General features: G+C 33.9%; 22 protein-coding genes and 3 pseudogenes. 3 read left to right on the top strand and 22 right to left on the bottom strand.

What is annotated here, in order from left to right:
* Positions 1-8: 8 nt before the first annotated feature.
* The 16 genes and pseudogenes from ACLNCP_RS00735 to ACLNCP_RS00660 all read right to left on the bottom strand — a co-directional run bounded on the left by ACLNCP_RS00735 (position 9) and on the right by ACLNCP_RS00660 (position 10,626).
* The gene (locus ACLNCP_RS00735) at positions 9-776 is read right to left on the bottom strand and encodes a hypothetical protein (protein ID WP_424843870.1); all 768 of its coding nucleotides are present in this window, start codon (positions 774-776) and stop codon (positions 9-11) included.
* Between the two features lie 53 nt (positions 777-829).
* Entirely contained in the window at positions 830-2,113 is a 1,284-nt protein-coding gene (locus ACLNCP_RS00730; protein WP_424843869.1) for a cellulose synthase, read from the bottom strand.
* A 75-nt stretch (positions 2,114-2,188) separates the two neighbouring features.
* A complete protein-coding gene (locus ACLNCP_RS00725) occupies positions 2,189-2,533 on the bottom strand; it encodes a hypothetical protein (protein ID WP_261275045.1) in 345 nt (114 codons plus the stop codon).
* Positions 2,534-2,757: 224 nt separating this feature from the next.
* Positions 2,758-3,441, bottom strand: coding sequence for a hypothetical protein (locus ACLNCP_RS00720; RefSeq protein WP_424843868.1), 684 nt, complete (start codon positions 3,439-3,441; stop codon positions 2,758-2,760).
* A gap of 132 nt (positions 3,442-3,573) precedes the next feature.
* Entirely contained in the window at positions 3,574-4,059 is a 486-nt protein-coding gene (locus ACLNCP_RS00715; protein ID WP_277813589.1) for a hypothetical protein, read from the bottom strand.
* A gap of 287 nt (positions 4,060-4,346) precedes the next feature.
* A complete protein-coding gene (locus tag ACLNCP_RS00710; RefSeq protein ID WP_045763026.1) occupies positions 4,347-4,607 on the bottom strand; it encodes a hypothetical protein in 261 nt (86 codons plus the stop codon).
* A 30-nt stretch (positions 4,608-4,637) separates the two neighbouring features.
* Positions 4,638-5,102: pseudogene (locus ACLNCP_RS00705) on the bottom strand (hypothetical protein); the annotation flags it as partial.
* Positions 5,092-6,090, bottom strand: a complete 999-nt coding sequence (locus ACLNCP_RS00700; RefSeq protein ID WP_424843867.1) for a hypothetical protein — start codon at positions 6,088-6,090, stop codon at positions 5,092-5,094. The gene ACLNCP_RS00700 and the pseudogene ACLNCP_RS00705, both read right to left, overlap by 11 nt.
* 132 nt (positions 6,091-6,222) lie before the next feature.
* Complete coding sequence (locus ACLNCP_RS00695; RefSeq protein ID WP_424843866.1) at positions 6,223-6,438, bottom strand: CHAP domain-containing protein; 216 nt, start codon at positions 6,436-6,438, stop codon at positions 6,223-6,225.
* Positions 6,439-6,570 (bottom strand): hypothetical protein, encoded by a 132-nt coding sequence (locus tag ACLNCP_RS00690; RefSeq protein WP_424843865.1) that lies wholly within the window; start codon positions 6,568-6,570, stop codon positions 6,439-6,441.
* Between the two features lie 220 nt (positions 6,571-6,790).
* Positions 6,791-6,980, bottom strand: a pseudogene (locus ACLNCP_RS00685) (replication initiator protein A); the annotation flags it as partial.
* Entirely contained in the window at positions 6,977-7,138 is a 162-nt protein-coding gene (locus ACLNCP_RS00680; RefSeq protein ID WP_424843864.1) for a hypothetical protein, read from the bottom strand. The pseudogene ACLNCP_RS00685 and the gene ACLNCP_RS00680, both read right to left, overlap by 4 nt.
* 493 nt (positions 7,139-7,631) lie before the next feature.
* Positions 7,632-8,249, bottom strand: coding sequence for an RpiB/LacA/LacB family sugar-phosphate isomerase (locus ACLNCP_RS00675; protein ID WP_049515267.1), 618 nt, complete (start codon positions 8,247-8,249; stop codon positions 7,632-7,634).
* 333 nt (positions 8,250-8,582) lie between these two features.
* A complete protein-coding gene (locus tag ACLNCP_RS00670; protein WP_001005371.1) occupies positions 8,583-9,167 on the bottom strand; it encodes a hypothetical protein in 585 nt (194 codons plus the stop codon).
* A gap of 5 nt (positions 9,168-9,172) precedes the next feature.
* Positions 9,173-10,060 carry a nucleotidyltransferase domain-containing protein gene (locus tag ACLNCP_RS00665; RefSeq protein WP_049515269.1) on the bottom strand — a complete coding sequence of 296 codons (888 nt, stop codon included), beginning with the start codon at positions 10,058-10,060 and terminating at the stop codon, positions 9,173-9,175.
* 134 nt (positions 10,061-10,194) lie between these two features.
* Positions 10,195-10,626, bottom strand: coding sequence for a zinc ribbon domain-containing protein (locus tag ACLNCP_RS00660; protein WP_001178677.1), 432 nt, complete (start codon positions 10,624-10,626; stop codon positions 10,195-10,197).
* Between ACLNCP_RS00660 and ACLNCP_RS00655 the strand changes: the two are divergent.
* From ACLNCP_RS00655 to ACLNCP_RS00645, 3 genes and pseudogenes are all read left to right on the top strand, one after another.
* A pseudogene (locus tag ACLNCP_RS00655) lies at positions 10,624-10,803 on the top strand (DNA polymerase); the annotation flags it as partial. The gene ACLNCP_RS00660 and the pseudogene ACLNCP_RS00655 overlap by 3 nt on opposite strands.
* On the top strand, positions 10,800-11,168 hold the full coding sequence (locus ACLNCP_RS00650) for a hypothetical protein (protein ID WP_424843863.1): 369 nt from the start codon (positions 10,800-10,802) through the stop codon (positions 11,166-11,168). The pseudogene ACLNCP_RS00655 and the gene ACLNCP_RS00650, both read left to right, overlap by 4 nt.
* A complete protein-coding gene (locus ACLNCP_RS00645) occupies positions 11,155-11,454 on the top strand; it encodes a DUF5960 family protein (RefSeq protein WP_001072467.1) in 300 nt (99 codons plus the stop codon). The genes ACLNCP_RS00650 and ACLNCP_RS00645 overlap by 14 nt, the downstream gene beginning before the upstream one ends.
* 117 nt (positions 11,455-11,571) lie before the next feature.
* Here the strand turns inward: ACLNCP_RS00645 and msr(D) are convergent, their stop codons facing one another.
* From msr(D) to ACLNCP_RS00615, 6 genes are all read right to left on the bottom strand, one after another.
* Positions 11,572-13,035, bottom strand: coding sequence for an ABC-F type ribosomal protection protein Msr(D) (gene msr(D), locus ACLNCP_RS00640; protein WP_424843862.1), 1,464 nt, complete (start codon positions 13,033-13,035; stop codon positions 11,572-11,574).
* A gap of 20 nt (positions 13,036-13,055) precedes the next feature.
* Positions 13,056-14,273, bottom strand: coding sequence for a macrolide efflux MFS transporter Mef(A) (gene mef(A) / locus ACLNCP_RS00635; protein ID WP_000417519.1), 1,218 nt, complete (start codon positions 14,271-14,273; stop codon positions 13,056-13,058).
* 385 nt (positions 14,274-14,658) lie between these two features.
* Positions 14,659-14,829 (bottom strand): hypothetical protein, encoded by a 171-nt coding sequence (locus tag ACLNCP_RS00630; protein ID WP_000873143.1) that lies wholly within the window; start codon positions 14,827-14,829, stop codon positions 14,659-14,661.
* 780 nt (positions 14,830-15,609) lie between these two features.
* Positions 15,610-17,472, bottom strand: coding sequence for an SAG1250 family conjugative relaxase (locus ACLNCP_RS00625; RefSeq protein ID WP_424843861.1), 1,863 nt, complete (start codon positions 17,470-17,472; stop codon positions 15,610-15,612).
* Entirely contained in the window at positions 17,459-17,824 is a 366-nt protein-coding gene (gene mobC, locus ACLNCP_RS00620; RefSeq protein ID WP_000263053.1) for a plasmid mobilization relaxosome protein MobC, read from the bottom strand. Before mobC ends, ACLNCP_RS00625 begins: the two co-directional genes overlap by 14 nt.
* A 9-nt stretch (positions 17,825-17,833) precedes the next feature.
* Positions 17,834-18,193, bottom strand: coding sequence for an SAG1252 family conjugative relaxosome accessory protein (locus ACLNCP_RS00615; RefSeq protein ID WP_000529539.1), 360 nt, complete (start codon positions 18,191-18,193; stop codon positions 17,834-17,836).
* Positions 18,194-18,541 lie beyond the last annotated feature (348 nt).

Raw genomic sequence — 18,541 nt, 5'->3', positions numbered from 1 at the left:
AATTTTAATTATTTTTCTATTTTTGATTCAAGTTTATTTAAATAATCTTTTATCTCATTTACTAATCTTAATCTTGAAAACGAATCAATACCACCAGAAAGCATTCTTCCAAAGAAAACAGGAATTTTCCTATCCCCGAAAACTGTATATGTATTTATATCACTATCACACAACCATTGAGAAACTTGTGAATTATTTATGTATACAAATTTAATATTTTTACCAGATTTTAAAAGAGCATCAATATGAAGTTCCAACATTTTTTTGCAGTATTGAGGGTAAGATTCTTTTTCTTTTAGTGGAAGTTTTTTAGAACTTGTTTCATGATAGTAGAACATATCTCCAATATAGATTGATACTTTACTATTCTGGTGATTTAAATACTCTTCATGTATCACATCTAAAAAATCTTTGCCCTCAGAATGTTCAATTTCTTTACTTAAAATATCCCATGATTTATTACACCAATGCCATTTAGCATCATTATCAAAGATATCATTCATTAGTTCATAAATAGGTTTATAGTATTTATTATAAACATAATCACTTTTAATGCTATTTTTCAAACTATACAGATATGTCTTGTTAGTTTTCTCATTTTTTGCAGCTTCTTCATTTCCTGCAAGATTTAAACCAATAACCAAAACACAATCTTTTTCAGATGTTGAGTTATCAAATTCAAAGCCTCTAACTCCAAGTCTTGAATCATGCTCAGATATAGCTAAAGCTTCTTTTGTTTTCTTTATAAACTCATTAATTGTTGAACTATTTGTCATAATTATAACTCCATTATTTACAGCTTTCTATGATAAACATTTGAAAAATAAAGTTACCAATAATACCTTTTCTCACTCAGATATTGTTCTTTTTGTTCTCTAGAATTTTCATGATTTCTGATTCCTAATAATTCGTCTGTTGAAGAAACTATTGGGTCTATCCAGTCAGCTTTGGATCTAATCCAATCAATTTCTTCTTTGCTAAGCTTCCCCGCTATCTCCAGTTTATCAGCCATCAGTCTTAAATCATTTGCTGTTTGAAAATCTTCTAGTGTATTTAGAAGAGACATTGTCCTCTTCTTCTCTTCTTCGATTCTATTTTGTAATTTTCTTTTTCGATCTTGTTCTTCTTTGTATAGTCTTTCTCTCTCTTCACGTTCAAGTCGTAAGTTCTTAACTTTATAATACTCTTGGTAAATTAAAACAATTATTTCTGGTATTGATTGTTCAAGTGTGAATTCTTTAGTATCTTTAATGTATTTACCATCTATTATCTTAAATCGAAATTTTCCATTTGGAATATAGTCATACTTCTTTATTCTTGGTTTAAAAGCATATCTATTAAACTTAACGCTATCATTGTACTCTGCTAGTTCTTTAGCTTCTTCTTTTGTTAATTCATGACTTACTTTGTCTGTTGATTCTATAACTTCAAAACGAACGATATCCTTATCAATTTGAATATCCAAATTGGAAGTTACATTATCACCGATTCTTTCAATTACAGTAACTAGAGTATCTAAAAAGCGATATAAACGTGGAAGAGAATTTAGTGAAATACTTTTTACAAATTTAGGATCTTTTAAATCATTATATCTGTGCCTAGAATCAAAGTAAGGATAAGAAGCTGCTTTTTCCCTCTTATTCCACTCTGTAATTTTATCTCTTAGATTAGCTACAGATTTATGTAATCTCTTATTTGGAGCCTGGTTTAGGTTTGAAACTGCTTCAATAATACGCTCTATTTTATCGTCGTCTATAAATGATAATGAACTTCTTATACTAGTTGTATCAAGTTTAAAAATATCTTTATTTTTATCTTCCGAACTCTCTTCTTTATGTTTACTAGGTTTTATTCTGTTGTTCTTTAGACTTTTTCTATCAATATGTACTTCATTTACATCATTTTCTGGTAATGGAACAATAAGTTCACTTAAATCTTGTCCAGTATTCTTACGATACCAATAACTACCATTTGGAATTGGGATTTCAAATTCTTTGCATTTCTTGAGTAAGTCTGAATAGCTTAAATCATATTTCAATGAAACTTGTTTTGCACTTATCTCCCAGATTTCTTCATAGAGTTCCTCTCTAGAAAAGGTCTTTATCATCTTCATTTGAAACACCTTTACCCTTATATTTTACATCACCTTTTTTATATTTACCAAGCGAAAACGCAAATTCAAAAACTTCTAATTCTTCACTTCTGCATTTTCGCTTAATATAAAAAGTAGATCTTGTTTTAAAACGTTAAATTCCTCTATAATTTTATCTAAACTAGTTTCAATATTTTCAACACGGATCTCTGATAGCTTACCGTGATTGTATGAAATCATTCTTTCAGCGATAATATGATATGACCAACTCTCAGTGAAACGTCTGTCTCTTTCTTCGTTATGAATAGCAAAACCAATTGGAAGAAGATTATTTCTAAGGCCTATAGCAACTGCTTGCGAACTTATACCTAAATAATCACCTGCAATTTTTAATGTGATTTTATTTAATTTTCTAATATCTTCATCGGTATATTTCGGCATGTTAGTACTCCTTTGTTATAATCCAAAATGCAATATTATCTAATTTAAAATATCTTGATAGTATGCTATCTAGTTGCTTTCTCTAATAAAATGAATTTGTGGTACATCATACTCTGAAAGTTAATAATCTAAAAGCTATTCAATGAAAAATTATTATTAAGATTTAGAGTTACTATCTTTTCAAAGTAAATCCATTTATAAATTCCAGATACAGAAGTAAATAGTTATTTATTATCTAAGTCAAAACCAATCTGCCAAAATCCCATATCAAGTATTTTCATTTGAGGATACAGCATATCAGCAACAATAAAGTTTTTTTGAACTGAATTTAATTGTTCTAAGTTTCTCTCGTAAAAATCTACTAGTTGTAAAATAGATTTAATGTTATAGGTTCCACTTGCAATCTTTTGCGATCTTATTCCAGCAACAAAATATCTGTCATATGCCGGAACACAACCGAGTGTGCCCATCAGTATCTTTGTGATTAGTGTATCTGATAAGTTGTTTTTTGGCGCTGAACCCCTCACTGCACGCCTGATTTCATCATAATAATTAGCAATAAACTCATTAATTTCTTTTAGCAATTTTTGATTACTTTCATTTCTTAAATTTTTACATTCTATTCCTGCTAGAGAATCATATTTGTTGCTTAAAATCTCACTCACAACAGGGATGTGTACTCTATAATCCTTTTGTAATAGAAATGAAGAACCTCGATACATCCCCCAACTTGCCAAATAAAATGCAAGTTGTAAACTCAGGTAATCAAGATTCACATCATTCTCTTTTCGAGCTATCATAAAATGTGAATAGCAATGTTCCCATGAACGATATCTGTCATGTTCATCAGCTTTTAAATCGTTATAAAATTCAGTTGATGATTTAATTATCATATCGATTGTTTCCATACTTCCTGCTTTCCTAATCAATTTTCAAATATATAGCGTTTTCATTATTTTCTTAACCTATTATATCATTATTCAAAACAAAAAACTGCAACTTACTAGTTGCAGTTAAACACAGATTTACTTCTGTTCCTTTTAGAAACTTATATTTTCATTTTGAGGCATAGTAAAAACATCGTTTTTTTCAAAATAAGGTTTTACCATTTCTTTCCATCTAGCCTTGTTAAATTTGATTGATTTTAAAGGAGATAGGCCATAATTTCTCAATGCATAACCAGCTGTCACTTTCTTAACTTCCGAGACCTGCTTATCAGAGTCAGTCTGTACTTTTGAAAGAGCGACGCTTGTTTCCACAGCTGTTTTTATTGTAGCTAGATTGACTTCCTTATCTGTGATAACTTGAACAGCTTCATGCTTAGCTACTTGGGCTACTTTATCTAATTCCTCGTTCGAAACGGTAAAGGTTAATTCTCCACTTGCCTGACCACTTAATTTGGCTTGGATTATATGTTCAGTACTATCAGCTGGCTTTGCTTGGATAAGATTGGAAGCAGGATTTTCAGTTCTCACAACCTCATCTGCATGAACAAGTTGCCCACCTAGACCAACAACTGCGGTCATCAAATTTTCAATCGCAACCGAACAAAGGAGCGTATTTTTTGCTTTTACGAAAAACATGTTTCTCGCCTTTTTCTTGAATCAACATGTAACTACCTCCTACTATTTAGTTTTCTCTCTAATACTACCAAAACGCCTTGAAATAGTTATCGCATGAAAAAGAACAGCAAAAAACTACCTGAACTAAGTCAAGTGACTTGAACATAAAAAACGGGAGAGCTGACGCATCAGTCCTCCCAGACAAAAACAAGTATGTCACATTCCAATATACCTATGTTACTACAATTATTTTAACTATCTAAAAAATCTTTCAAAATTTCAAAAACTTCATTTCGATTCAATAAAATATCATCATTTTGAGGAATAGTTGATATCACAGACTCAAGTTCTATCACAAAACGGTGCATATCTGCTTTTACCGTGTCACTAGAGGTTATATTTGATAGCTTTTCACTCCCTACTAATAGAGCTGTTAATCGAGTAATATCGTTCAAATGTTTTTTTATGGCTTTACTTAAACCTTGAATACCTGTGGCAGAGCGTTCTCTCATATCCAACCAAGCTTTAGCCTTGAAAATAATTAAACCACGATTACTCAACACCGAGTATCCCTGAATGGATTCTTTTTCATGCACCAATATATTATAATAATCCTTATCCAATAATAAGGCCGACAAACTAGCATCTTCATCAAAATGTAAGGGTGTTTCTCTCCCCTCCTTCTTTAATGGGTATTCTGGTAAAATGCTAAATAGTTCAATCATAGAAGGAAACTCAGGTTTATTTGTTGTAAATCGAAATAGCTGTGCTTTTTCATCCTTCTGACTTCCTTGATATTCTCCCAATTCTAAAAAGTGATTCAAGGTATCATAAAATTCCTTATTTTTTAATTCATCAATGATTACCATATCATAATCTTTTGTTGTCCGACTTTTAAATCCTTGCGAGTCCAATACAATAGAGGTTGCAGTCCCTCCAATCAAAACATAATAGTCTTGAAAACTCGCAAACATTTCTTGAAAAATAGCTTTCGTATTAGCTGACATCATCTTCTCCTAGATACTGTAATATATTATTTTTTAGTGCTTCAATCTCTTCCTCCACACGTGGATCATCATCATCTTTTAAGGTCAAATAAAGTGAAATAGGATCTACAAACTGTCTATCTTGATTTTCTTTAAAACCGTTCCAAAATTCCGATACAAAAGGGCGATATCGCCATATTTCTAATACCTTGCCTTCTAAAACATGCTGAAATAATGGCAAGGATAATTTATTGAATTGTCTCTGTGATATGACATAGCTACTATTTTCATCCGATTCAGCTAAAAAGGTCAAATAGGATAAAGCATACGTACCACCGTATAGAAGACTAGAAGCAGATTTTATATTCTTTAGATCTACATCTGGCAATAAGAGCCGTTTTTTGATTGGATTAAATAAATAGGATTCTGATTTTAAGAATAATTCTTTTTTTGATGCTGTATAGGTGTAAAGTTTATTTGGCTTATTTAACCAATCTAAAGTTTTAAAAGTCCTCAAGCACCTATAAATCGTTGAGTTTGGAAGTCCAGTTACCTGTGAAAGCATATCAACATCTACTTCTTTTTGACCTTTTGTCAATAAAAAGGCAATCCAAGTTAATTGTTCACTAGGTGTTAATTCTTTAGATGCTACAACATCATCATTAGCATTCAATACTAATCCCAATGGAGGAAAAAAGAGATTTCCCTTGAAATCTGCAAAAGGAACTCTAGCTTGAAGGAGTTGTTTTTTTTCAATGTCAGATAGCTTTGAAAATACCAAAACAACGTCCATGCTAGCTTTTTCACCCATAATACGAGCTTGAGTAACAAATGAGTCTAAACTTCCTCTTCTCTTTTCTTTAATCAATAAAAATGACTCCTTATGAAACTTCATTTGGACATATTGAAATCTTTTTTCAAAACTAATTGGTAAAGTTAAAGCTATTTTTTCAACACTTACATTAATATAAAACGATTGAAAAATAGAAATTATCTTTTGAACATTCATTGTTTTTCCTTTTTATCATTTTGTACGTATTTTATCATTTTAAATGATAAAATGCAAGTTTTTTGATAATAAAAAGTGACTTACAAAAACTATAAGTCACCAAAATATTAGAAAATTTCAATTAAAGACTCTCTATTTCGTCGCATAAGCAAAATTCATGGCACTAAATCGTCTTCCATAGACATTGGTTTCCGATACCGGAAATGAATCATCTGGATAGACCTCCTTGACAAAAGACACATGACCATAAGGAACAAATGTCCCATGACTGTCATCGACAAATGAGATAATAACTTCAGCTCTTGGAATAGAGCCTGTTTCACCACCCAGAATTGCAGCGGTTGCCACCTAGTCTCGAGCATTTCCCATGATGTTGATAATAGGAATCTTTTCCCCATTTCTGTCCTTGAGTTTTAATCCTAACTGCTTGATGCGAGCTGCTTCTCCCCAGGTACACTGGCCATAGCATAACAATACCATCGCTACCTCCTGGAATCGAGTTACCATCCCTTCGCAAACTTTCCAAAGCCTTAGAATCACTTTGGGCTGTGACTCCATTTGGTTGACAAAAAACCTTTTCAATCTGGTAATACTACTCTGTCTCTCTGGTTTTGCATTTTAGTAACTTGTTTCTTGAATTACCCTCCCAGTAGGTTAGAAAGCGAGACTAGCTGGACTTACCCGTATTTCCAAAGAAATCATTAAGCCAATTGGTATAATAGGGATTGTCCTCCCAACTAAGACTAAGAGACAGCTCTTGGCGGTCTTTAAGAACCGCATAAACCACCTTGACTTTCAGTTTCATGTCCCTCGTTCATCCTCAAAGAGAATCTTTGGGATCTTGTAATAGCGCCAGACGTTTGATATTGATTTGCTGTAATCTTTTTCATGAGATACCTCCCCACTCTTTTATCTCCAGTTCATCACCTGGTTGGATTTGAACCAAACCACTCTTTTCCAAATCAGCCATCACAGTTGTTGCTTCAACAATATCCAGGTCCATTTGTCGGACTAGATAAGAAATCACGATATGATGTGATGACTGCATTTCTTTCTACAAAATTTCTCCTTAAACGCAAAAAAACGAGAACCATATAGAATAGTTCTCGCTTGAGATATAAATATTTATTGTTGTATTTATTTTTCCGATATGTGGGCGATATCCGTAAATACATTTACTTCCATGTACCTTTTTAGGACTTTTTTGATGTTAAAATTGCCTTTATCTACAAAGACAAAACGCTTGAAATAAAAGATTTTCATCCTTTTACTCTTCGCAACAAAGCTACTGCCTCAGTATGATGCGTTTATGGGACTCAAATGGTTTGGGGAGTTCAAAGCTCCAGTGGAGCTTTGAAACCTCTCGCCTTGAAATGAAAAAGCGAGATGTTTAACTAAGTTTCTATAACAAACTCACATATTCTAATTGAAACGAGTGCTCACTAAGTATGTCAGGTAGTCTTGTCTGTATCTGAAAACATATTCACATACCTTTTAATGATTAAATAAGGCTATCGTTAAAACGACAAACTGTGATTTACTCATTTCATTAAATCAGCTATTTCTTTCTTCCCATACGCCTTTACATTCTGAATTACATCCTGTTTCCTCTTGATTGATTCAAGCAGTGATATATCTAGTATATTTACTAATTCTTTAAACTGAACCTGTCCGATTCTTCTTATCTCTTTAAGTTGCTCGGCATCTCTTATCTTTCTCTCTGCCTCACTTTTAGGGTATCCTTGCCCAAATGGCTCTGAGAAAAGAGCTTCTATTGTTTTTTCAAGATTTTCAGTACCTGACCATGTATAATCTTCACCTAATGGTAATGATATCGCATTTCCATTATTAATCTGAGCAAATAAATAGGCATCCTTCGGTGTAGGTGCATACCCGCAAATGACATCAGGCATACTATTACAAGCAAGCATCATTCCTTGTCCGGAAGAACAGCCCGTAACAACGAAATCAACTGTCCTACTTGCCAACAAGATACCTATAAGAATAGAAATTTCTATATACGAGTATTTTCCATTTTCTTCCATCGTACAGCCAAAATTTATAACCTCAGATTTCTTTGGAGCATACTTTAATACAGCATCATAGATTATTTGATTTTTGGTCGCTTGCAAACTTGCTTGAATAACTCCGATTCTCATTCTTCCCCCCTTCAACTTCTAATTTAATTATTTCTTTTTCTTTGGTTTGGGTGCCGGTAATTCATTATATATTGAATTGAACAAGCCTTTATTTTCTACACTTCATTTATTCACTGGTTGCAACTTTTGACATCAAAACTACCGCCTCCACATGTCTTGACGGTTACTACCTATACTGTGAAACGAAATCAAAGCTGCTGAATATCCGTATTAAACTATTAAACGTAACTAATGCGAGTATTTACGGCTTCGTTAATATACAGTATTGTTACATCTATGCCAAGTTTCCGATAGTTAGTTCTTCTTTCTTTATTTAAATCTTTACAAATCCAACTAGCGAGAAGGGTTGTTTATCTCAAAACTCATTGAACCTTTGGTTCCTCGATTAGTATAATAATTTCCTTCTAGTTGATTTGGATTATCAATATCAAGAATTACCGTCCCATAATGTATAGGACTTTGCAATTCAGCCCTTGGGCTATTTAAATATGTATAAATTAATTTTTGTGTTCCATTATCATTGATAATTGATGCTGTAATGCTATGGCTCGAACTTTCACCCGTTTTAAACTTAACTTTAATAGTCGTAAATGACTGTTCAATAGTAAGTTCACAATTTCTTTCATTCTGATCATAGTCCGTCTTGAAACTACCTACATAATTCGCAAATAAAATTGGAACATTATGAATCTTAGATAGTAATGGCCACCGCCATGCTGTTTTTTCAAAAATAGCCATAATAATTGCTGTAACTGATATAGCTTCACCAATATACCCAATGGCTGAATATACCAATGCCAAAATATCAGATTTAAGATTCACTGCAATCTCTTGGCCACTTATTAACAATCTTAATAACAAGCAAATTGCAAAAACCCATATTGTAATATTCAAAAATTTTTTCTGCTGTTCATTCATAAGTTTTATTTATAATCCAAAAATTCAATCATTCTAACTAAAAAAGTTTTTGTATCCTGTAAATTCCATTTCTTCTCTGAACGAAAAAGGTAATACATTCCACTTACTTCAACCCAATTTAAATTCACTTGAGACACTATGTAATATAACGCTTGCTGTAACAACCCTGTGTAGCTATTACTATTGAAAAACATCTGTTCAGGTATATTCCAGACCAAACATTCTATCAAATATGAAGAAATGCGTTCGTTTGTCAATCCTAGCTCCTGCATCTCGTTCTTAATATGCTTCATAATCCTAACTAAATATTTATATTTATAGTGAGTAGATTTATTCTTAGAGATACCATTTTGTATATGAACTTTAGGATAATTAATTACTTCATAATTTCCGTTTGAGGTAAAAAATTTGATGCCTTCAACAAATTTTTCAGATGACCTGCTACCAATATATCTATAATTTCGATATTGAAAACATGGGACTACATCTGCATTTACGTGATATGAGTTAGAATTAATATTGATACACTTATTGCCAATAGAAACTGATTCTGCACCAAATTTTGAAATTAACGCTTTAATCACTTCGTTTTTAAATACATTAGCATTGGTGCTGCTACTAGAGTAATTATAGTCTAGGTCCGATAACCCATCTACATACTCACAATAAAATAAAGATTTCACCATGATACAGATATCAATGTCGCTATTTTTCTTTACATTCGTATTATTTGCATAAGAACCTTGGGCAAAAATTTCATATTCATACTTTGAAGAGAGCCCACTCCTTTCTATTGCATCTTTAATCATTCCAATAGTATTTTCAACCCGTGTTTCTTCAGTGGCAGATAACGGCTTAATCCATGATTGTAATGCTTCTTCAGAATATCTCATTATAAAACAACTCCATTTTAGTTTTTTGGTTAATTCATAAAAAGTAACCGATATTAAAAAAATCCTACATATAATTATACCACTAAACAAGAAAAAAGGCTGCAAACATAGTGAACTATACTATGCCTACAGCCTTATAAATCAACTTCTGTTCCTTCCAAAAATCTAACGGTTATCTGTCCATCCTCCGAAATCAAAATACTATCTAGTACCTGACACATCTCAAAGGAATCATATTCCCAACACTCCTTATTTATCAATTCAGCCAGTAACACACTGTAATGCTTTTCTAATAACTGGTTTTCTTCCAAGATCTTATTCCACTTTCCATGCAACAAATCCATATTCTCACTCAGTAGTTTAACTGCCATCATTACAGCTTTCTCTAGTGTTCCCTCATCGATATGGTTATTCTGACAACCAATCTGTCCCTTTACCTTATAACGGTTGTTACACTGCCAAACTTTACGTTTGCCACGACTGGTCGTCCAGTTCTTACGTCCAAAAGCTGAACCGCATTCTGCACAGAACACCTTGGTAGTAAAAGGGTTGTCCTCATTTTGCATGATGTAGAAGAAATTGAAAAAGAAAATAGACTTCAGACAGCTATTGATGTTGTCAGAGAACAGTTTGGCTTTTTAGCCATACAAAAAGGAACCGTCCTAACTGAAGGTTCCTAAAATATTGAACGCAGTAAACTTATTGGCGGTCATTCCGCTGGTGTATTGGAGGGATTAAAATGATTGACCGTTCATATTTACCATTTCAATCAGCAAGAGAGTACCAGGATACAAAGATGCAAAAATGGATGGGCTTTTTCCTATCTGAACATGCATCAGCACTCTCTGATGATACAAACAAAGTAACGTACATGTCTGACTTATCACTAGAGAAGAAATTATTACTCCTCAGTCAAGTATACGCCGGGCAGCTACGCACACGCATTCAAGTGATTGAAAAAAACAAGCGTGTTTCCTACACTGGAACAATACCAAGTCTGACCAAAGATTTCATTTTGATAAAAACTACAACAGGTCACATCAATTTGAAATTAAAAGACATTATTAGTATTGAACTTGTCGAGGAGGAGCTCTATGAATCAGCTTGAGTTTCAGCGTAATCACCTACAAATGGACTATTATAGCGAGAGCTACCAAGATTTTGAACGTGACTTCTACCGCTACTCTAACATGAATATTCCATTGACCTTCCTAACTGATGATATCCTAAAAACAATGGCGACTTCACGTAAGAATTACTTTGTCCTCAATAAGGAAAAGTCCAGAGATAACCGCGATCACTTCTTCATATTTGAAGTAAGTACCGTAGATGAGAATCCGCTAATCTATCATTATACATATAAGAAAACTACAATATATTTAGCAGAAAAATAGGAGCAGTTCAATTGACTGTTCCTATTTTTAATATTCATAAAATCTAAAGTCTTTATACTCTTTAACAATGGAGTCGCCAACCAGAACAGACTATACTGACCAGCGACTACCTTAAATTTAATGTTTCAGATTTATTTTCTTATCTCTAATTTCATAAACTACATCTGCTACATTTTCGAGTAATCGTTTATCGTGGGTGATAAACACGATAGTTCCGGTGTACTCCTTCATTAGTATTTCCAAAGCCTCTAAACTTAGTATGTCAAGGAAGTTACTGGGTTCATCCATTATTAGGATGTTATATCTACCCATGAGCATTTTAGCAAGCAACAATTTTATAATTTCTCCACCGCTTAAAACAGATAAACTTTTTCCAATATCGTTCTGTTTGAACCCCATAGATGCTAGCACTGAACGAATTTCTGATATATTGTAGTCACAATCCTTCTGCATAAACTCCATAACATTCTGATTACTGTTGTACTTGTAACCATTCTGTGCAAAGTAACCTATTTTTGCCTTAGGCGAAATAGAAATTCCTTCTTCATGGTTTAAGATCATTTGGATTAAAGTTGTTTTTCCGATTCCATTACCACCAGTTAACGCCACTTTTGCTCCTAACGGAATTTGAAAAGATGCATTTTCAAACAGAGCCTTATCCCCAAATACTTTATTAATTTCTGCACCGACTATAGGGTATGGATTATGGAGCTCCAATGCTTTACTTTGCCTGAAACGAATTCTGCGAATGCCTTCCGGAGCTTCTACTTTTCCTAAGGCCGCAATCCTGTGCTCTAGGGTTTTAGCAGCATTATACATCTTTTTTTCCTTACTTCCTATTGATTTTTGATGAGCTAAACGCCCTCCGTCTTCAGTACTTTTTTTCTTTGAAGAACCTTTTGCCTTCTGTTCTATTTTACGAGCCTGTTTTCGCTTTTCCTCCGCAGCCCTTTCCAATCGGGCACGTTCCGCAATAAATTGTTCGTATTCTGCAGCTTGGCTCTTACGTTCTTCCTCTTTCTGACGAAGATAATCAGAATAGTTTCCCCAATACTCAGTGATTTTGCCATCTTTCAGTTCCCATATTTTATCTACTATTTCATCAAGAAAATAGCGGTCATGGCTAATAACTAACAGTGCACCTGTAAAATATTTTAGCTGTCCTATTAGAAAATCAATTCCTTCACGGTCTAAATGGCTCGTAGGTTCATCCGCTAAAATACCATGAACCTGTGCCGATAAGGCCTGTGCTATTTTAAGCCTTGTTTCTTCACCACCGCTCATAGTCTGTATATTTAATTGCTCAACACCTAGCTTGCCTACAAGTGCAAAATCTTTTTCCTCCTGCAGAGTTACTTCGTCCAACTGGGGAATATAGGCAAGTTCACCCAGACGATTCATTTTACATCCTGGGGGAGTTAATTCTCCTAAAAGTACCCTGAGTAAAGTGCTTTTTCCAGCACCATTTGCTCCTACTAAACCAATACGGTCATAATCATATACTTCTAATTCATTTATATCTAAAACATCGCGTCCTTTGAATTCCACACGAATGTCTTTTGCTTTTAATATTAATTCCATAACATTTCCTCCAATATTGTTTATTTTAAATCTAATTTTCTAACCTCAGTTATCATTTGGCAAACTATAGCAATGCCAATAATTAAAATACCTGATAGTAAAAACCAATGATTTACACCGATTTTATCAGCAAAGAATCCAGAAAGAATTAACCCAATTGGCATAGCAAGTGACATGATACTTCCGATCAAAGAAAATACACGTCCTAAATATTCAGGCTTAATTTTCTCCTGAAAAAGAGCTGTTTGCACACCGCTATAAAATGGCACCGAAAGCCCCATTATTGCACAGCAAACTACGAATATTACAAATCCATTTGGAGGAAGTATTCCCGAAACGGCTAAACTGGTCCCCATTATAAAAAATGAACTTGTTATTAGTAATACATGCTTTTCGAAGCCCCCTAATCTTCCTAATAATAAGCCTCCTGCTAGCATCCCAAATGCAAAGGAAATTTCCGTAATAGAAATATGCACAGGCGTTCCATTAAAGTGTTCCATGCTTATTAAAGGAAATAGTGCATTGATTGGCATATAAACAAAAGTATATAGTGTTCCTAAGAGTAATAAGGCAAACAATCCTTTGTTTTGTCTCAGAACCACAACTCCTTCTTTCATCTCCCTTATGAAATTTGGTTCTAAACTTTGCACTTGATTACCCAGCTTAGGTATACGTACAATTGCTACCGTAATAGATGCAATCACAGCACCCAATACGTCGATGGCAATAATAGCATTTAAATCCCAAACGGAGTATAAGAGTGCTGCAACTGCCGGACTAACAATATAGCTTATAGACTGCAAAGACTGACTATAGCCTGCGCATTTCGTTAGCTGTTCTTCTGGTACTAAAAGTGGTGTAACCGCATTGAGTGCTGGGGTATGAAAAGCTGTTCCAATGCTACGGATAAACAATACTATCATAATCATCCAGACAGGTAGCTCCATACAGAATGCAACAATAGCAAGCACTGCACCAGCTGCTGCGATAATTAAATCGGCACCAATCATTATCTTCTTCCTATCATGACGATCCACTAGCACACCAATGGCAGGTCCCAAAATCGCATAGGGTAAAAAACCTACTAATGAAGCCATAGACAAGACCATCGCAGATCCTGTTTTTTCTGTAAGGTAAAAAATAATCGCCATTTGCAGGATGGCACTAGTGATTAATGATACTGCTTGCCCTGCCCATATTGCATAAAATTTTCGTTTCCAATTGTTGTATTTTTCCATTTATATTATCTCCTGCATATTATTTTGCTTGAATTTCTATTTTGAATAGCATTCTAGGCAATAAAAAATGCAGGCCAAACCCCACAATGTGGCTTTTGGTCTGCATACATACAATTTGGAAACATTCATATTAAAGACATAGTTAAATAAAGGTATAGTTAAATAACCAATATCCTCACCGTAACTAATGAATGCTCAATATCGTATAAATAAGCACAACAAAAAAGCCTATCATCGGGTATAGATTCTGCTTTTTTTATTGCCAGCTTATCTTAAACGCATTGAGGCTGTCATAGTTTCGGTTCCTCCTACATCTTTGTTTATATCAATTTATAGTATAACACAACAAGATGATATGTTCAATATAAAAGTTATGGAATGAGACTCATACTTCCAATTCGATGCCAGATTTAAAGGATATGACGAAGTTTTCTTCATAGACTGTAACGCTCTGGATTATCTTCCTTAGTAGCAAGCGATTAGCTTTCACAAAATCTTCTGTTTGTAGTTTTAAAAATTCATCAGGATTTTCTAACTCAACCTCAAAATATTTCATTTTACATTCCCTCATTTCATTTATTGATAAATTGAGTTTGCAAAAAAGAGTGGACAATTTTTGTCTACTCTTAACCTTTAAAATAGTTTTTTTTAATCGATTTGAAGTTGCCTAAATTATTACTTATTCGGTAAAATGAAGTATTGCTTTCAACAGATTTCCTTCAACTACACTTCACTTGATTCAAACAAGGTGGGTACATTTCTATTCCCACAAACTCCTTGTCAATGGAAACAAACACGTACCCACAGGGTAAATGGAAATAGAAACTGATAATTTCTAGCTATCACTTCTACTCATTCCAAAAATTTTCTCACTCTGATACTTACCCACCATAAAGCAAAAAGCCTTGCAATCAAGGCTTTCATTATCCCTTTCGTTCAAAGGTTTCTAAGCTTTTACGAGCAGAGCGACACACTCAGCGGTTCGCTATCTCCGTTCTGTCTGCGTGCTAGCACTTGTCAATCACGGACAGCTATCGCATGGGCGGAAGTAAATGCTAATCTTCGTCGTTTTACTCCTTGACTAGCAAACTTACCGCCTCAACATGATGTGTCTTTGGAAAACAAAGAATTAATCTCATCTAAAAAAATAACGGTATTGTGTCAAATGGTTGAGGTATTTCTTCTACTTCTTCTTTCGTTTCTAACACAACTTCACCCGATTTCACTCCAATTACTTTAGTCGTTTTAATAACTGTATCAGTAATTAGTATCTTTGCATCAATAAATCCCTTATATATCAAGTTTTTCTATTAGTCGTAATATGTACTCAAATCCTTTAAAATTCAATTTCAATTTTATCTCTAGAAATTCGATGTTTATTTATATCAAATTGTTTTAAATAAATTTCCAGTTTTCTAACTGATTTTTCATATAGATCAATTTGCTGAATTAGTTGTTTATTTAATTTTGCAACCTCATATTCTATATTCTTTAAAGTTACATTCTCGGGAATATTTAGTTTTGATAATTCATATCTTACTAACTTCCTACTACTCTTATCTATACTTTTATGATTAATAAACACTTCCGCCATCTTGTTTAAGGTGGCGATTTTTTCATTTATTTGAGTCAGTTTGATGTCTATCTCTGCTATTTCTGCGACCAGTTCGTCTTTGATGACCTGGTATTTTTTGTCTGTCTCTGTTAACTCAATCAAGAGGTTAATCTCAAAAATCTTTTCTTGAAGTCTTTCAACAGTCGGTCGTCTGTATGGTATTGCTCGACTATCGTTGGTTAGCTGTCTAATCAAGGTTCGTCCTTTTATATACTGATTCTTATCCGAATGTTCTTTGTTATAGATAAAGTATGAGGTTGTCTCACGGATATAGACTTTATATTTTGTCTGATTCTCTTCTTCAAGAATATCTAATTGATAGTTAGGAATGAAAATAAAACCGCTCTGCTTTACACCAAAAGACACCTTGATATAAACGCCCTCATCAACTAACTTCTCTATTTGGTGTCCTGCAAGTTCCACTTCAAATTCGTGAACGGCATCTCGCTTCTTCTTAAATTCCTCAAAGGCTTCCTCAATTTCTTCAGTGGCTACCTTCTCCTTATCACGTTCTTCTTGAAAAGCATGGTACTGCTCCTGTAAATTCTCTAAGCCTTCTGAATCACCGACTTCCTTATTTTTAAAATAATCTTGAAAAAAATTGACATCATATAATTTCTTATCACTTATTTTTTTATGACTCAGACTGAATTGCTTTCCATTTTCTTCAAGTATAAAGATTACATTTTTTTGTTTTAAGTCAATGGTTAGATGCAATTCTTTTGCTTTTGTTAGTAACTCTTCTAAAGAATTGACACGGTTCAACAAAAATTCTAAACGACTTTCAATCTCTTGCTTGGCAAAATGTGTACGAAAAAATTCTTCATCATATAAATCTCGTTTGCTGAGTTGGCGTCCTCGAATTGGTTTTGTCATTGCTCTATCCGTCATCATGAATCGACTATGCTTCTGACTAAAATCAATATGAACATGTAACTGCACCGCTTTTTCTAAAAAATCATCAAAGGACTTTGAGTGCTGCATCAAAAAATAAAGGCGTTGCTTCAATTCAAATTTATGACTAGACTGCCTATATTTTTGATAGTCACGGTAGGAGAAACGTTTTTCAATAATTTTCGCTCCAGCCACTTTAGAAATACGATCTGAAATCATACGAAGGTTTCGTTCCAAGGCATAATTCCATATCAACTTTTTATCTGAATTACGGTCAATGGCGTTGATTAGGATGTGATTATGAACATGATCATTGTCTGTATGAGTTGCCACGATGAAACGAAAACGGCCCCCTGTTAATTCCATCATGGTCTCATAACCAATGCGGTTAATTTCTTCAGGTGTCAGATTATCTTCAGGAGAAAATGATTGAATGAGGTGATGGGCATGGATATTTTGTTGATGTTTTTCTTGTCGGTCATTTCTGGATTCGTACAACTTGTCGTTATTGGTAAAGTTGACATTGTACATTTCTACCATTTCTTCATAGCTAGGGAAGTCTAAATAATTGCTCATGCCAAAATCAGATACCAATTTCAAATTGTCCGTTTTATCAGGATTGAGAATATACTTAATTAAACGCCTACGATATTTTTTTCCGTGTGTCGCAAAGTGTTTAGTGACTACCATAGAGCTCCTTCAATCTTTTCACTTCCACTTGAAATTCTTTCTCTACGCCAGTAATTAACTCACTAACTCCCTTACTCAATTCTTGTAACTGTTCCTGAGAAATCAAATGGCTTTGATTGATTGCACGCGCAATTTGATTAATGTTATTTCCAATCCGTCTCAATTCAAATACTAACTGGTCATAGGTATCCGTGTTAATGGTGACAAATGACATATTGGGATTCAACAACACTTTTCTGGCATAGACTGAAAAATTTTGACAGTGACTCTTGTCGATTCGCTCATTCAATTGATGTAACTCTGAATCTGTTAGAAATACTTTTTTGAGATTGGTACGATAACGATAAACCATAGTAGCCTCCTATCTCATGTATTTTTCACGAAATCCACGACTGAGCGGCTGTACTTGATTGACTTCCGCAATCAATTCTTGAACGCATGTCAGTAAGATTGAAACGTGTTCTTGAGTCACTTGGTGATTTTCTCTTGCGACAACTAGAACTTCATGCACATCTCGACTAATTTGTTCAAACTTTTGAGATTGCCAAAGGGAAAACCAACTTTCAAAAATTCTATCCTGATAATTCTTTTTCAACAAATTTTGACGAAGAAATTCTGAGAAACTATCCAGTTTTTGTTCCCTCATCATTTCTTTTATCTGTTTTTCTTCTTGTCTCGTGATCCTAAATTGCTTACGGATTAACTTAATTTCTTGTCCCATCCTACTATCCTTTCAACATTATACTTGTCTGACAGTGTCAGGCTGCCTCACATTGTCAGTACGCTTCCTAAAGACCTCACTCTCTTCTTGTTCGGTCTTTGCGAGCTCAGGCATTGTGGTCACAATACCCAAAAAATCATATCGCCAGCCGACCAAAACCTTTCAGTTATGACAGCCAACGATAAGATAACTTGGTGGCTTCGCCCCCCAAACCCCCAGTAGAAAATCAAAGTTTGATTTTCTTAGGAATGGTATTAGGATAACAAGGATGATTTGGAAAAGTTATCACAACATGAAAAATGAGGGGAAAAAAAGAGAGCCTGAGCTCTCAGAAATGAAGATGTAACA

The organism is Streptococcus sp. CL6.35, assembly GCF_049737915.1.
Classification (GTDB): domain Bacteria; phylum Bacillota; class Bacilli; order Lactobacillales; family Streptococcaceae; genus Streptococcus.
This window is presented reverse-complemented; position numbering and strand designations above follow the sequence as displayed.